The 12,868-nt window shown below is 57.4% G+C and carries 12 protein-coding genes; 7 read left to right on the plus strand and 5 right to left on the minus strand.

What is annotated here, in order from left to right; genetic code table 11:
• Nucleotide 1: 1 nt before the first annotated feature.
• Nucleotides 2–1,090: an oxidoreductase gene (locus IP582_RS06620; protein WP_193795457.1), complete on the minus strand. Its 1,089-nt coding sequence runs from the start codon at nucleotides 1,088–1,090 to the stop codon at nucleotides 2–4.
• 160 nt (nucleotides 1,091–1,250) lie between these two features.
• On the opposite strand from IP582_RS06620, the gene IP582_RS06625 reads away from it, so the two are divergent.
• The 5 genes from IP582_RS06625 to IP582_RS06645 all read left to right on the plus strand — a co-directional run bounded on the left by IP582_RS06625 (nucleotide 1,251) and on the right by IP582_RS06645 (nucleotide 6,657).
• A complete protein-coding gene (locus tag IP582_RS06625) occupies nucleotides 1,251–2,753 on the plus strand; it encodes a sugar ABC transporter ATP-binding protein (RefSeq protein ID WP_193795458.1) in 1,503 nt (500 codons plus the stop codon).
• Nucleotides 2,750–3,745 (plus strand): ABC transporter permease, encoded by a 996-nt coding sequence (locus tag IP582_RS06630; protein ID WP_193795459.1) that lies wholly within the window; start codon nucleotides 2,750–2,752, stop codon nucleotides 3,743–3,745. The genes IP582_RS06625 and IP582_RS06630 overlap by 4 nt, the downstream gene beginning before the upstream one ends.
• Before the next feature lie 18 nt (nucleotides 3,746–3,763).
• Complete coding sequence (locus tag IP582_RS06635; protein ID WP_041852175.1) at nucleotides 3,764–4,828, plus strand: sugar ABC transporter substrate-binding protein; 1,065 nt, start codon at nucleotides 3,764–3,766, stop codon at nucleotides 4,826–4,828.
• Between the two features lie 145 nt (nucleotides 4,829–4,973).
• Nucleotides 4,974–6,218 (plus strand): LVIVD repeat-containing protein, encoded by a 1,245-nt coding sequence (locus IP582_RS06640; protein ID WP_193795460.1) that lies wholly within the window; start codon nucleotides 4,974–4,976, stop codon nucleotides 6,216–6,218.
• A 214-nt stretch (nucleotides 6,219–6,432) separates the two neighbouring features.
• Nucleotides 6,433–6,657 carry a hypothetical protein gene (locus IP582_RS06645; RefSeq protein ID WP_193795461.1) on the plus strand — a complete coding sequence of 75 codons (225 nt, stop codon included), beginning with the start codon at nucleotides 6,433–6,435 and terminating at the stop codon, nucleotides 6,655–6,657.
• Nucleotides 6,658–6,847: 190 nt separating this feature from the next.
• Here the strand turns inward: IP582_RS06645 and mtnK are convergent, their stop codons facing one another.
• A complete protein-coding gene (gene mtnK, locus IP582_RS06650; protein ID WP_041852173.1) occupies nucleotides 6,848–8,047 on the minus strand; it encodes an S-methyl-5-thioribose kinase in 1,200 nt (399 codons plus the stop codon).
• A 106-nt stretch (nucleotides 8,048–8,153) separates the two neighbouring features.
• Between mtnK and mtnA the strand changes: the two genes are divergently transcribed.
• Nucleotides 8,154–9,173 carry an S-methyl-5-thioribose-1-phosphate isomerase gene (gene mtnA / locus IP582_RS06655; protein WP_193795462.1) on the plus strand — a complete coding sequence of 340 codons (1,020 nt, stop codon included), beginning with the start codon at nucleotides 8,154–8,156 and terminating at the stop codon, nucleotides 9,171–9,173.
• 114 nt (nucleotides 9,174–9,287) lie between these two features.
• Here mtnA and IP582_RS06660 read toward each other — a convergent pair whose 3' ends face one another.
• Together IP582_RS06660 and IP582_RS06665 are read right to left on the minus strand one after the other, a co-directional pair.
• Nucleotides 9,288–10,139, minus strand: coding sequence for a Vmh family MBL fold metallo-hydrolase (locus IP582_RS06660; RefSeq protein ID WP_193795463.1), 852 nt, complete (start codon nucleotides 10,137–10,139; stop codon nucleotides 9,288–9,290).
• A gap of 8 nt (nucleotides 10,140–10,147) precedes the next feature.
• Entirely contained in the window at nucleotides 10,148–10,801 is a 654-nt protein-coding gene (locus tag IP582_RS06665; protein WP_228007947.1) for a DsbA family protein, read from the minus strand.
• A gap of 107 nt (nucleotides 10,802–10,908) precedes the next feature.
• Between IP582_RS06665 and IP582_RS06670 the strand changes: the two genes are divergently transcribed.
• The gene (locus tag IP582_RS06670; RefSeq protein ID WP_193795464.1) at nucleotides 10,909–11,787 is read left to right on the plus strand and encodes a LysR family transcriptional regulator; all 879 of its coding nucleotides are present in this window, start codon (nucleotides 10,909–10,911) and stop codon (nucleotides 11,785–11,787) included.
• Here the strand turns inward: IP582_RS06670 and IP582_RS06675 are convergent.
• The gene (locus IP582_RS06675) at nucleotides 11,784–12,713 is read right to left on the minus strand and encodes a LysR family transcriptional regulator (protein ID WP_193795465.1); all 930 of its coding nucleotides are present in this window, start codon (nucleotides 12,711–12,713) and stop codon (nucleotides 11,784–11,786) included. The genes IP582_RS06670 and IP582_RS06675 overlap by 4 nt on opposite strands.
• Nucleotides 12,714–12,868: the final 155 nt, after the last annotated feature.

Consider the following 12,868-nt stretch of genomic DNA (forward strand, 5'->3'; position numbering starts at 1 on the left):
ATCAGCGGGTAAAATGTTCGACTTTTTCAAACGCTGCGCGCAGCGCGGCGGGAGTAAGCTCGCCCGGCAGATAGTGAATGGATTCGACCGGGCGCAGGGTATGGGCAATCACCCGATCCAGCTCGTCATGATTGTTGATGTCCACCTCCAGGTCCGCCAGCGTGGTGGGCAGGTTAAAACGCTTATAGGCGTTCACGAGCTGCGCCAGCACATCATCCTGACCGAGCAGGGCGCTTTGCACCAGAATACCGTAGGCTACTTTGGTGCCGTGCAGGAATTTCTCTGTTTGGGGCAATACTGTCAGACCGTTGTGAACGGCGTGCGCCGCGGCAACACGGGTATAGCGCTCGCCGAGCCCGCCCACCATACCGCCACCGGCGATAATCGCATCCACCACGTCACGAAACGCCTGCGTCACGTCGCCACGCGCCTGATCCGCCAGCGCTTCTTCGCTACTGGCGAGTAGCACATCGCGAATCGCCAGCGCGTTATTAATTCCCAGACGTACCGTCAGCGGCAGCTTTTCCGGCGCAGGTGCCAGCACCACCGCTTCATACCATTTCGCGAGTGTATCGCCGATCCCCGCCAGCAGATATTCCGCAGGGGCATTAAGGATGATCTGCGGTTCGACCAGCACCAGGAAATTGGCGTCATCGAAAATCTCGAACTGTAGCGCCTGACCAGCGTCGTTGTACCAGACGGAGAGCGGCGTCCAGGCTGCGCAGGTTGCCGCAATGGTCGGAATTGCCACCACGGGCAAACCTAAACGACGCGCCACCGCTTTGGCTGTATCCAGCAGGGCGCCGCCTCCTACGCCTATCACGACCGCGCGATCGTTACCGGACAACTGCGCCAGCTCCGCCACGTCATGCTCGCTGCAATGACCTTTGAACAACAGATGCTTCGCGCCCGGTGCGTTAAAGCCCTCCGGCAGGAACGGACGCGCCCCTTCAATGGCGCGCTCGCCGTAAATCCATACCGCACGGGAAAGTTGCTCAGCCGTATAAAAATCATGGAGATGCGCAAGACTTCCCGCGTGTGAGAAATAGTTAGCCGGGCCGGTGACGACGCGAATATTGGTGTTGCTCATTTGTTGTGTCCTTGTGTACTATCGCTAACCTGATGTTATGTCTGGACATCCGGATGGCTAATATTATTTTGCTTTATCTTATGCCTTTTCTGTCGTTGCCAGTCAAGGCGGCCTATGAAAAATTCGTCAAATAAACTTATTTATCAGGAACTCGCGTCGGATGAGCACTAACCACCTCGAAATGCGCACTATCAGCCTCGCGTTTGGCGGGTTCAGCGCATTGTCGCATGTCGATTTCACCCTGCGAGGCGGTTCCGTTCATGCACTCACGGGCGCGAACGGTGCAGGAAAATCGACCCTGATGGCGGTGCTGTGTGGCACGCATGACCACTACGAGGGCGAGATCGCCATCAATAACCAGCCGGTTTCTATTCGCACCCCGCGTGACGCGAAACAGCTAGGTATTCATCTGGTGCAGCAGGAAGTGGACGTGGCGCTCATCCCCGGCCTGTCGATTGCTGAAAACATCATGCTCGACAGACTGGCGGAACCGGGGCACGCCTGGCACTGGGGCGAAGTGCGTAAACTCGCACAGGTTGCCCTGGCACAACTGGATGTGTCGCTGGATGTGCGTCGCTCTATCGATACCTGCACCCTGGCGGAGAAGCAGCAAATCCTGCTGGCGCGCGCGTTGTCTCATCGTTGCCGCTTTTTGATTCTGGATGAACCTACCGCGCCTCTCGATCAACACGAGAGCGAGCGCCTGTTCACTGTGGTGCGACGTCTGCAACAGCAGGGCATCGGCGTGGTGTTTATCTCCCACCGCATCCATGAACTGAAAGCGATTTGCGACACCCTGACCGTGCTGCGTGACGGCAAGCTGATTGAGTCTGGCCCGATGGCGGAACTGAGCGGCGAGCAAATCGTTGAGAAGATGCTCGGCCATGAACTGAGTGATATCTACCCGCCCAAGCGCCCGCCGCACAGCGATGAAGTGCTCTTGAGTATTGACGGCCTGCATGACGAGAAACTGCTAAAAGACATCTCTTTGCGCCTGCGCAAAGGGGAGATTCTGGGCATTGCCGGGCTGGCTGGCGCGGGTAAAACCGAGCTGTGCAAGGCGCTGTTTGGTGCGAGCAAAAGTAAAGTCACGCGTGGCGAGCTTAATAGTCAGCCGTGGCGACCACGCGACCCGGCGGATTCCGTATTACGCGGTATGGCGCTGGTGCCGGAAGAGCGGCGCAAAGAGGGCATCTTCATTGAAGAGCCTATTGCCATGAACCTTTCGGTGAGCGCGGACAACTCTTTTTCCCGCTGGAGCCTGTTCGGCCATCGTAAGTCCTGGCGTTGGGCGCAAGAAGTGATAGCCCGCGTCGGCGTGCGCACTACCGGGCCGGGGCAGACCTTGCGTCGCCTGTCCGGCGGTAACCAGCAAAAAGTGGCGATTGGCAAATGGCTGCGCGGCAACGCCAACGTGGTGATTTTTGACGAGCCGACCAAAGGGGTCGATGTGAAAGCCAAAACCGACCTGTTCCAGTTGATTGACGGACTGGCGCGGGAAGGAAAAGGCGTGATTTATGCCTCCGGGGAGTTTTCCGAACTGGTGGGCCTGTGCGACCGCATTTGTGTGCTCTGGGATGGGCGCATTGTCGCAGAAGTGAAGGGCGAGGAGGCCCGCGAAGAGACCTTACTTTATTTTTCCACCGGAGGAACGGCAGCGTGAGCAAAGCCCTTTCAGTTAAGGCTGCGGTGTCATCCCGTCAGCAGTTTTTCGATTTTCTTTATAAATGGGGCATGCTGCTGACGGTGGTCGCGCTGGTCGTCATCTTCGGTCTGGCATCGGATAACTTCCTCGACCCGTTCAACATCATCAACATCTTACGCTCCATCGCCATCGTCACGGTAATTGGGGTGGGGGTCTCCATTTCGCTGACTATCGGCGGTTTCGACCTGTCCGTCGGTTCAACTGCTTCACTGGCAAACGCGCTGGTGATTTCACTCTTCGTCTGGCATGGCTTTGGTACCACCGAAGCGATTCTGGTGACGCTGGCGCTCTGTACGCTGGTAGGCCTGTTTAACGCGTTTTTAATTGTGGTGCTGCGTATTCCCGACATGCTGGCGACGCTCGGCAGCCTGTTTGTGATTCAGGGCGTGGCGATGACCTACAGCTATGGCGGTTCGATCACCGAAAACATGGTGCTACCGAGCGGCGACATGGCAGAAGGGGCGATCCCGGCGGCATTTAGTTTGCTCGGTCAGGTGCCGACCATTGTCATCATCATGCTGGCGGTGACCATTGTGGCGCAGCTTGGCCTGTCGCTGACCACCCACGGGCGCCGTATGTATGCCATTGGCGGTAACCCGGAAGCGGCGCGTTTATCCGGTATTCGCACCACCCGTTACAAAGTGGCGGCCTATGTGATTGCCTCACTGCTGGCGGGCTTAGGCGGCATTCTGCTGGCTTCGCGCATTGGTTCTTCTCAGGTGAACGCCGGTGGCGGCTACCTGATGGATGCGGTTGCGGCGGCGTGGATTGGCTTTTCGCTGGCCGGTTCCGGCAAGCCGAATGCGCTCGGCACGCTGGTGGGGGCAGTGATTCTCGGCGTGCTCTCTAACGGACTGGTGATGCTCTCCGTTCCGTATTACGCCATGGACATTATTAAGGGGCTGGTGCTGGCCGGTGCCCTTGCGTTGACTTACTTCCAGCGTCGTTAATTATTCAGGGGATAACAGATGAAAAAGATAGCACTCTCTTTACTGACGCTGGGATTACTGAGCGCGCTGCCGGGTTATGCGGCGACGCCTGCCCCGGTTCCGGACGCCATTGCTAACCATAGCGGCCCGATTCGCATTGCGCTGATCCGTAACCTCGGTTCCGATGACAACACCACCCAGTTTGTGTCCGGCGCGCTGCAGGAAGGCAAAAAACTTGGGTTTAAAATCAGCACCTTCCTGAGCAACGGCGATGATGCTAAGTTCCAGGACTTTGTGAACCAGGCCATTACCCAGAAATATGATGGCATTATCCTCTCGCAGGGCCGTGATCCGTACTCCACTGCGCTGATTAAAAAAGCGGTCGATGCCGGGATCAAAGTCTCTGTCTTCGATACCGCAGTGAACGGTGAAATCCCTGGCGTGACCGTTACCCAGCAGGATGACGCCTCCCTGACCAAACTCTCCTTCGGCGCGCTGGCTAAAGACTTCAACGGCAAAGCCAACATCATCAAGCTGTGGGTCGCCGGTTTCCCGCCAATGGAGCGCCGTCAGGCCGCCTATGCTGAATTGCTGAAAGAGTATCCGGGCATTAAAGAGCTGGAATCTATTGGCGCGGTCTCTTCCGACGTGCAGGGCGATACCGCCAACAAAGTGGGCGCGGTGCTGGCGAAATACCCGAAAGGGCAGATTGATGCTATCTGGGGTACCTGGGACGCCTTTAGCCAGGGGGCCTATAAAGCGCTGAAAGAGAATGGCCGTACCGAGATCAAACTCTACAGTATCGACGTGTCTAACCAGGATCTGCAACTGATGCGCGAGTCCAACAGCCCGTGGAAAGTGAGCGTGGCGGTGGATCCAAAGCTGATTGGCGCGACCAACGTACGTCTGGTTGCCAACAAGATTGCCGGCGAACAGACCCCTGCGACCTACGACTTTAAAGCCGCCGCCATTCCACAGGCGCTGCTGGCGGCGCAGCCGGGTGCGGTGAACGTAGCATCACTGGCGAAAATCATCCCAGGCTGGGGCCAGACCGAAGACTTTATCGCGCCGTGGTTCGCTACCCTGGAAGCAAAAGCGAAGTAACGGATGCTTTCCCCCTCCCTCACCGGGAGGGCGGCCTGATCTTCTTCCTGTCCTCAGGGGGAAGGCAGTTTGCTTTTCTCCCTCTCCCGTGGGAGAGGGTTGGGGTGAGGGCGACAGGTCGCACCCCGGCTTAAAAGGAACAACAATGGCAACTGAACTCCCACGCCCGGAATACAGCCGTAATATGCGGCTGATTGGTCATAGCGACCAGGGCGGACGCCCGGACGGCGTACAACTGATGGTGCATCGCGGCTATGCCTACATCGGCCACATGGTTTCGCAGGGCTTTTCTATTGTCGACGTGCGCGACCCCAAAAATCCCAAACCTGCAGGCTATGTTCCGGCCCCTCCCGGCACCTGGAACGTGCACTTGCAGGCGCATGACGATCTTCTGCTGGTGATCAACGCCCGCGACCTCTTTGCTGACGCCCGCTTTGCCGATGAAAAAGTCTATTACACCCGCCCGGTGGGTGAGACGGTTAGTGACGTACAGGACAAAGGCTGGAGCGCCGGGCTGCGCATATTTGATATCTCCACGCCGGATAAACCGCGTGAAATCAGCTTCCTGTCACTTAGTGGCATCGGTATTCACCGCATCTGGTACGTAGGCGGACGCTGGGCCTATGTCTCTGCGCTGATTAATGGCTTTACCGATTATATTTTCCTGACTATCGATCTGGCCGATCCGCGTAAACCTGAAGTGGCGGGGCGCTGGTGGCTGCCGGGGATGAACCAGGCGGCTGGCGAAACGCCGGACTGGGAGGCGGGGAAACGCTATGCGCTGCACCATGCGATTATCGCGGGCGATACCGCCTACGGGAGCTGGCGCGACGGCGGCCTGACGCTGCTGGATGTGAAAGACCGCACTCAACCGACGCTCATTAGTCACCGCAACTGGAGCCCGCCGTTTGGCGGTGGCACCCATACCGCGCTGCCATTGCCGGATCGTGACCTGCTGGTGGTGCTCGATGAAGCAGTGTTGGATAACCAGGAAGACGGTGAGAAGCTGATCTGGCTGTTTGATATTCGCGAACCGTCAAACCCGGTCAGTATCTCCACTTTCCCGCAGCCGGATGAGATTGACTACGTGGCGAAAGGGGCGCACTTCGGGCCGCATAACCTGCACGAAAACCGTCCGGGGAGCTTTATCAGCTCAACGCTGATTTTTGCCACTTATCAGAACGCCGGTGTGCGTGCCTATGATATTTCCAATCCCTATCGTCCGGTGGAAACCGGTGCGCTGGTGCCTGCCGCTCCGGCGAAAATGATGGATACGCGTCCAGGCCGCCCGCAGGTGATTCAGTCCTGTGATGTGTTTGTGGATGCGCAGGGGGTGATTTACAGCACGGATTACAACGGCGGTTTGTCGGTGATTGAGTATCTGGGGTGACACAACCCTCACCCTAACCCTCGCCCTGAGGGAGAGGGGATCGCTCTGCACTCGCTTTTCTCCCTCTCCCTGTGGGAGAGGGGATCGCTCTGCACTCGTTTTTCTCCCTCTCCCTGTGGGAGAGGAATCCCCAGTCATCTTACGTTTTACAGCGATAACGCCGCGTAATAAGAATAAAACAGTGACCGCGATGACAGGGTCCGGCTGAAAATCGATGAGGCGTTGGCGGCTGACCGGGGCCGCCCGCAGGGAAGCGGGCGGAGGGGATAGCCTGCAAGGACGCAGGCTGGTCCCCGCCCCGAAAGTCAGCCGACATAAGCATCATGGACCGCGCCAGCGGCGATTTTCCTGGCCGGGAGCCCGGGTCGCCAGGGGGGTGGCGGTGAGCCCCCCTGGCACGTTCACGGGTTCTGTCGCGACAGAAAAGCAACGAACATAAGGTGAACGGAATGACCATCAGAGCCGCATTTTCCCCCTCACCCAGGCCCTCTCACCAAAGAGGAGAGGGGACCGTTCGTGCTCGCATTTTTGTGGGGATTCCTCAGCCCTGAGGGAGAGGGGATCGCTCTGCACCCGCTTTTCTCCCTCTCCCCGTGGGAGAGGGCCGGGGTGAGGGCACCAGCGCGCATTTAGCTATACTGACGCACCCGGGCAATCAGTTCATCCACGCTGTCAATGCGCGGGGCGATCACAATCAGCACCTTCCCGAGCGCAATAGCATGGCGCAGGCATTCGTGGCGCATCTCTTCATCGGCGATGGTGTCGATATCCGCAACATGCGAGAGGCCCACGCTGCGGCGAATCAGCTCGGTGCCGCAGAAGCCGACCGCGTCCGTCCACACTTTTTTGAGAAACTCAGACGCATAGCCCGGTACGCTCAGGGCGGCATCTTGCGTTTTCTCGCGTGCCAGCGCCTGGAAACGCTCGGCGAATGTTGACCAGAGTTCCTGAATATCTTTCAGACGCTGCTCACGCGCCGCTGCCGCATCCCGAATGCCCAGGTGGCCCGGCAGGCCGCAGTAGTTAAGCAGCAAATTCCCGATTGCCGTACCGATATCAAAGCCGATTGGACCAAAATAGCCGAACTCGGCGTCAATGGCTTTCAGGCTGCCTTCGGCAACGAAAATGGAGCCGCTGTGAATATCGCCGTGCAACAGCGCTTCGGCATGCGAGAAGAAGCTGTGCTTGAGGGAGGCGACCGCCAGCTTTAGCTGTGTGTCCTGACGCAGGGCATCGACGTCGGCCTCCAGGGCTGCCGGGTAGTTATTACGTTCATGGACCTGATAGGGATCGTTAAAGAACAGGTCTTCGGTGATCTCGCACATTTCCGGATTAATAAACTGCGCGACCTGGGCTTTTTTCACATGCGGATGCAGGTAAAAATCGCTGGTATGGAACAGCGTTTGCGCCAGATATTCACCTAACTGGCGTGCAGCCTGCGGGTAGTAAACGTTTTTAATCAGCTCGCTGCGCCAGATGCGATGGTCAGAGAGATCTTCCATAACCATCACCGCCAGCTCCGGGTCGTAATGCAGAATATTGACCGTGTGCTGCGGGGCGTGTTTATAGTGCTCGACCAGCGTTTGCGCTTCCAGACGTGCGCGATCAAGGGTTAGCGGCCAGGACTCGCCAACGCAGCGCACATAGGGCAGCGCCTGTTTAACGATAATGCGGCTTACGCCCTGACTATCAAAAATCTTAAATACCAGGTTCAGGTTACCGTCGCCGACCTCCTGCGCTTCAACCAGTTCGGACGGCGTGTCCAGACCACCAAATTGTTGTGCATACGCCACAGCATCCTGGGCGTTGAAGGTACGGTATTGCGACATTGCCAGTTCCTCATGTTCTTATGCTAATAAAGCCATTCAGACGTCTATACATCTGGATTTCATCCTGGCACAATACGATACAACAACGCAACAGGGATTTAACGCTATGCAGACATTACAGACCACCAGCCTGCGGGTTGTTGATAACCAACTCTTTATTCTTGACCAGCAGGCGCTGCCGCAGGAAAAACGCTGGCTGCCAGCGGATTCGGTGGCTTTGCTGGTGGAACATATTCATGCGTTACGCGTGCGCGGCGCGCCGTTGATTGGCCTCTCCGCCAGTCTGCTGTTGGCGCTATTGGCGGAAAACGGGGCGAACCGTGACGTGCTGGCCCAGTCGCTGGAGACCCTGCGAGCTTCGCGCCCGACGGCGGTCAACCTGATGAACAATCTCGACCGAATGAAACAGGCGCTGGCAAACGAAGATTTCGTTCCGGCGCTGGTGGCAGAGGCGCTGCGCTTGATTGCAGAAGATAAAGCCCTGTGCGACAGCATCGCGCAGGCAGGCAGCGAGCTTGTGAAACCGGGCAGCCGCTTGTTAACGCATTGCAACACCGGGGGGCTGGCGACCGCTGGCGTCGGTACGGCGCTGGGTGTTATTGCGCTGGCCCATCAGCAGGGCAAGGTGGCGAATGTCTGGGTGGATGAGACGCGTCCGTTGTTGCAGGGCGGGCGTTTAACGGCCTGGGAGTTAGGCGAACTTGGGGTGCCCTATCAGTTAATTACCGACTCGATGGCCGCCAGCCTGATGGGCAAAGGACAGGTGGATGCGATTTGGGTGGGGGCAGACAGGATTGCCGCTAACGGCGATGTCGCCAACAAAATCGGCACCTACTCCCTGGCGGTATTAGCGAAATTCCACGGCATTCCGTTTTATGTTGCCGCACCGCAAACCACGCTGGATCCGAACTGCCCGAACGGGGAGGCGATTCCTATCGAGCAGCGCGCCGCGAGTGAAGTGACGGGTGTTGCCGGGAGCTTTGGCGCCGTGCAGTGGGCGCCGGAAAATGCGCAGGTCTATAACCCGGCTTTTGACGTCACGCCCGCCGCACTTATCAGCGGCTGGGTGCTCGACAGCGGCGTGGTCACACCTGAGCAGGTGAGTGGCGGTTTTTTTGCCCGCTGAGGCGGTCTTTGACCCTCATCCGTTTTCTCCCGGATGGTGGCGTAAATGCCTGATCCGGGCTACCGCCCGAAAACGTAGCCCGGCTAAGCGCAGCGCCAGCCGGGATGTTTGCCGTTACCACTTCATCTCGCCGGTGTTCACCTTTGCGCTCAACTCCAGCGAGCTCTCATCCGCAAGCCCAGGATACGCGGCTTTCATCGCCTCGATCACGGCTACTGAGCCCTTCTGATGGTTCAGTGTCTGTTCGAATGTTTTCAAATAATCATGGGTGAAAGTAATCGCCCCATCGCCTGCCGGGCGTTCACCCAGGTAGTGACCCGGAATAACCTGTTGGGGTTTCAGTGCCTGCATTTCGCGTAATACGTTCATCCATCCATGGCGAATGGCCGGGGTCTGGGTATCTGCCGTCCAGACATGAATTCCTGACGCAATACCGGTGCCGCCTAAAATGGCCTTGTTCGCCGGGATCCAGACATAGGCGGCATAATCACCTGCGTGTTTTAGCTCCAGCGTTTCCCCGTCGACGGTAAAACGCGTGGCGGTGGTTGCCTGTGGAACGATAAGTGTCGTTGGCGCGCCATCTTTCATCTGCGGCCCCCAGAAGGCCAATTTGGCCTCTTTCGTTGCCTTGATATGGTCAACCACCGCTTTGGACGCCACCACTTTTGCCTGTGGGAAGGCTTTTACCAGCGGTTCGAGACCAAAATAAAAATCCGGGTCGCCAGAGGTGATCACAATCTCTTTTAGCGTTTTGCCACGCGCTTTGATGAGCTTCACCAGTTCCTCGCCATCTTTAACGCTGAACTGCGCATCAAACAGCACGGCTTCTTTCGGCCCGGAGACCAGCGTTGAAGAGACCGGGAAAATGCCTTTTTCCTGCGGGTTATACACATCCAGTTGCAGCGGAGCGGCAAACACCGGTGCGGCGGCCAGCGACAGTAACAGGGTGGCGGATTTTGCGTTCATGACATTCCTTAATCGCTAAGTGAAGAGAGAAGGGGATTAACCAGTGTGAAAAATGCCTCTGGCTGCCCGTAATAACGCGAGACAGGTAAGAGCGTGTACTGCCCGTCTTTATTGATGAATACCGCGGTGGGGAAGCCCTGGCCGCCCGTTTGTGCCATCAGCATTCGTCCATATTGAATGGCATCCAGCGCTTCATTTTCCGGAATTTGCCCCAGCATGATGTCTGGCCCAACGGATCGACTCAGTACTTCATTGACCACATCGGAGCGGGTAATGTCCTGCCCCTGTTCGTACCAGGCGCGCTGTACAGTATTCAGAAACTGAATGTCGCTACCGGGAGTCGCAAAGCGTTGTGCAGCCAGAAGCCCACGGCTGGCGGGGAGGGAATCCAGCACAATCTCGCTGTTCGCCAGCAACTGCGTGCGGTAATCGCTGCCGAAAGTCATGCCGGTTAAAGCAGCGATACGCGCATCATGTTCATGAACATGCGAGAGCCACCCGGCGTCGAGCTTTCTGCGCCGGGTGCCGATGAATAATCCCCCCGGTAAAATATGCTGTTGCGTAAAATCCTGCGCCACACGGTTGAGCAAGGGCAATGCGCCATAGCTCCAGCCGCAAAGCGGATCGATTATCCAGTAAAGGCCGGGTTGAAATCCCATCATGCAGTTCTCCAGAGAGTCAGTGATCGCCATTCTACGGATTGCAGCTTCTGCTACTATTCCTGAAACAATTCATGCTGTGTTTCGTAAAACGATCAAATGGAGTAGCAATGGACAGGATCATGGCGGCAATGACCTACAACCGGATTTGCGAACTGGGCAGCCTGAGCGCGGCGGCACGTTCGCTGGGCATCTCACGCCCGATGGTGAGCCGCTATCTGGATGAAATGGAAAAATGGGCCGGGGCGCGCTTGATTCATCGCTCGACGCGGCGGCTAACGTTAACCCCCGCCGGTGAGAAAATCCTTGAGAAAACGCGGCAACTGGCTTCTCTGTCGCAAGACATTGAAGGTGATGCCACGCGTCTGACGCCTTCGGGCACGCTGCGTATTGCCTGCGCCCACTTTACGGCGACCCACCTGCTGGGGCCGGTGATCCCGGCGTTTCTGGCGCGCTACCCGGCGCTGCGCATCGAAGTGGATATCAATAATCAGCCGGTCAGCCTGGTGGGTGAGCGCATCGACCTTGCGATACGGATAACCAATTCCCCGGAACCTGGGGTGATTGCCCGCACGCTCGGGGAATGCCGTTCGGTATTGTGTGCCTCCCCGGCCTACCTTGCGAGAGCCGGGCAGCCTGAAACCCTTGACGATCTCGCTCAGCACAATTGTCTGCATTACAGCCGCTTTTCAGGACAATCATGGACATTTCACGATCCGGAAAAGGGCACTGTCGCTGTTGCGGTTAATGGTAATTTCAGCGCCGGGATATCGTCTTTGCTGTGCGATATGGCGATGGCGGATGTAGGGCTGGCGCTGGTGCCGGAAATTGAGGCGCGCATGGGGATTCAGAGCGGTCGACTGGTCAGCGTACTGCCGCAACTGGAGCCGCAGCCGCTGGGCATTTATGGGTTATATCAATCCCGCGATCATCAGCATGCGGCGCTCGGCCTGTTTCTCGATGCGATTAAGCAGCATCTCGCCGCTTAAGCCTGGGTCAGTTCCGCCATCCACTGCTTATGTTCTCTGTCCAGCTCCCGGGCGGTGAGTTCGAGGAAAGCATTGACCGCAGTCGGTCGGTGTTTGCTTCCCGGCACCTGAATCTGCAAAGTGCGCTGGCTTAGCGACGAGTTATTGATTGCTTTAAGCGTCATGCCATCCTGCTTTGCGCGCCACAATACGCTGAAATGGCTGCACACGGTCAGGGCATCCGGTGTATGACGGGTAAAACCGTACAGGGCGGCAAAATTATTGCTGCTGAACGCTGGTTCCAGAAAGGTGCCCGCCATGCGACAGGAGAGATCAAAAAGCTGGCGCAGCGTGGTGCCAGCCTCCGGGAGAACCAGCGGATAGTGGTGCAAATCTTCCATCGCCACACCCGGCTGCGAGACCAATGGATGTTCATCCGCCAACAGCAACAGTACCGGCGCGGGCCAGGCGGCAATAATTTCCACGTCCCGTTCAGGCGCGAGGCTGAACTGAAACGCGACATCACAATCATTGCGCCGGACCCACTCCGCCACCTGCATCGCCGTGCCGACCTGCAAATCAAAACTCACCGCAGGGTGTTGCTGACGAAAACGCGCCAGTACCCCTGGCAACAAGTCAAACGCCATGCCCTCGGTACAGGCAATACGTACCAGGGCTTTGCGCACCGCTTTCAGCCCCTGAATTTCGGCCATCGCAAATTCCATATCGCGCATGTTTTTGCGCACATGGTTAGCCAGAATCTGCCCGGCATCGGTTAAAACCATACCGCGCGAATGCCGTTCAAAGAGCGTGACGCCCAGCCGGGTCTCCAGCTTGTGGATTTGTCGGCTGATGGCGGAACCCGCCACGTAAAGCTGCTCGCTGGCGGTGCTGAGAGAGCCGGTGGTGGCCACCGCAAAAAAGTAGCGTAGTTCATTGCTCAACATAGATGAATCCTCTGCGATGCCCTGAGATTGTGCAGTGTACCCTTATCAAAAAAGCAACGCCAAATTACAATTATTATTATTGTGGCAATGCTCTGTTCTGGTTTAGAACAAAAAGACAACAACATCTCATTGCGCCATCGGCAGCAAATGAACCC

Origin of the sequence: Citrobacter sp. BDA59-3 (genome assembly GCF_015167655.1) — a bacterium.
Classification (GTDB): domain Bacteria; phylum Pseudomonadota; class Gammaproteobacteria; order Enterobacterales; family Enterobacteriaceae; genus Phytobacter; species Phytobacter diazotrophicus.

Excerpts from the sequence above, each read along its gene's own strand:
- IP582_RS06620 (WP_193795457.1), bottom strand. The coding sequence starts at position 1,090 with ATGAGCAACACCAATATTCGCGTCGTCACCGGCCCGGCTAACTATTTC.
- IP582_RS06625 (WP_193795458.1), top strand. The coding sequence starts at position 1,251 with ATGAGCACTAACCACCTCGAAATGCGCACTATCAGCCTCGCGTTTGGC.
- IP582_RS06635 (WP_041852175.1), top strand. The coding sequence starts at position 3,764 with ATGAAAAAGATAGCACTCTCTTTACTGACGCTGGGATTACTGAGCGCG.
- IP582_RS06640 (WP_193795460.1), top strand. The coding sequence starts at position 4,974 with ATGGCAACTGAACTCCCACGCCCGGAATACAGCCGTAATATGCGGCTG.
- IP582_RS06645 (WP_193795461.1), top strand. The coding sequence starts at position 6,433 with ATGAGGCGTTGGCGGCTGACCGGGGCCGCCCGCAGGGAAGCGGGCGGA.
- mtnK (WP_041852173.1), bottom strand. The coding sequence starts at position 8,047 with ATGTCGCAATACCGTACCTTCAACGCCCAGGATGCTGTGGCGTATGCA.
- mtnA (WP_193795462.1), top strand. The coding sequence starts at position 8,154 with ATGCAGACATTACAGACCACCAGCCTGCGGGTTGTTGATAACCAACTC.
- IP582_RS06660 (WP_193795463.1), bottom strand. The coding sequence starts at position 10,139 with ATGAACGCAAAATCCGCCACCCTGTTACTGTCGCTGGCCGCCGCACCG.
- IP582_RS06665 (WP_228007947.1), bottom strand. The coding sequence starts at position 10,801 with ATGATGGGATTTCAACCCGGCCTTTACTGGATAATCGATCCGCTTTGC.
- IP582_RS06670 (WP_193795464.1), top strand. The coding sequence starts at position 10,909 with ATGGACAGGATCATGGCGGCAATGACCTACAACCGGATTTGCGAACTG.
- IP582_RS06675 (WP_193795465.1), bottom strand. The coding sequence starts at position 12,713 with ATGTTGAGCAATGAACTACGCTACTTTTTTGCGGTGGCCACCACCGGC.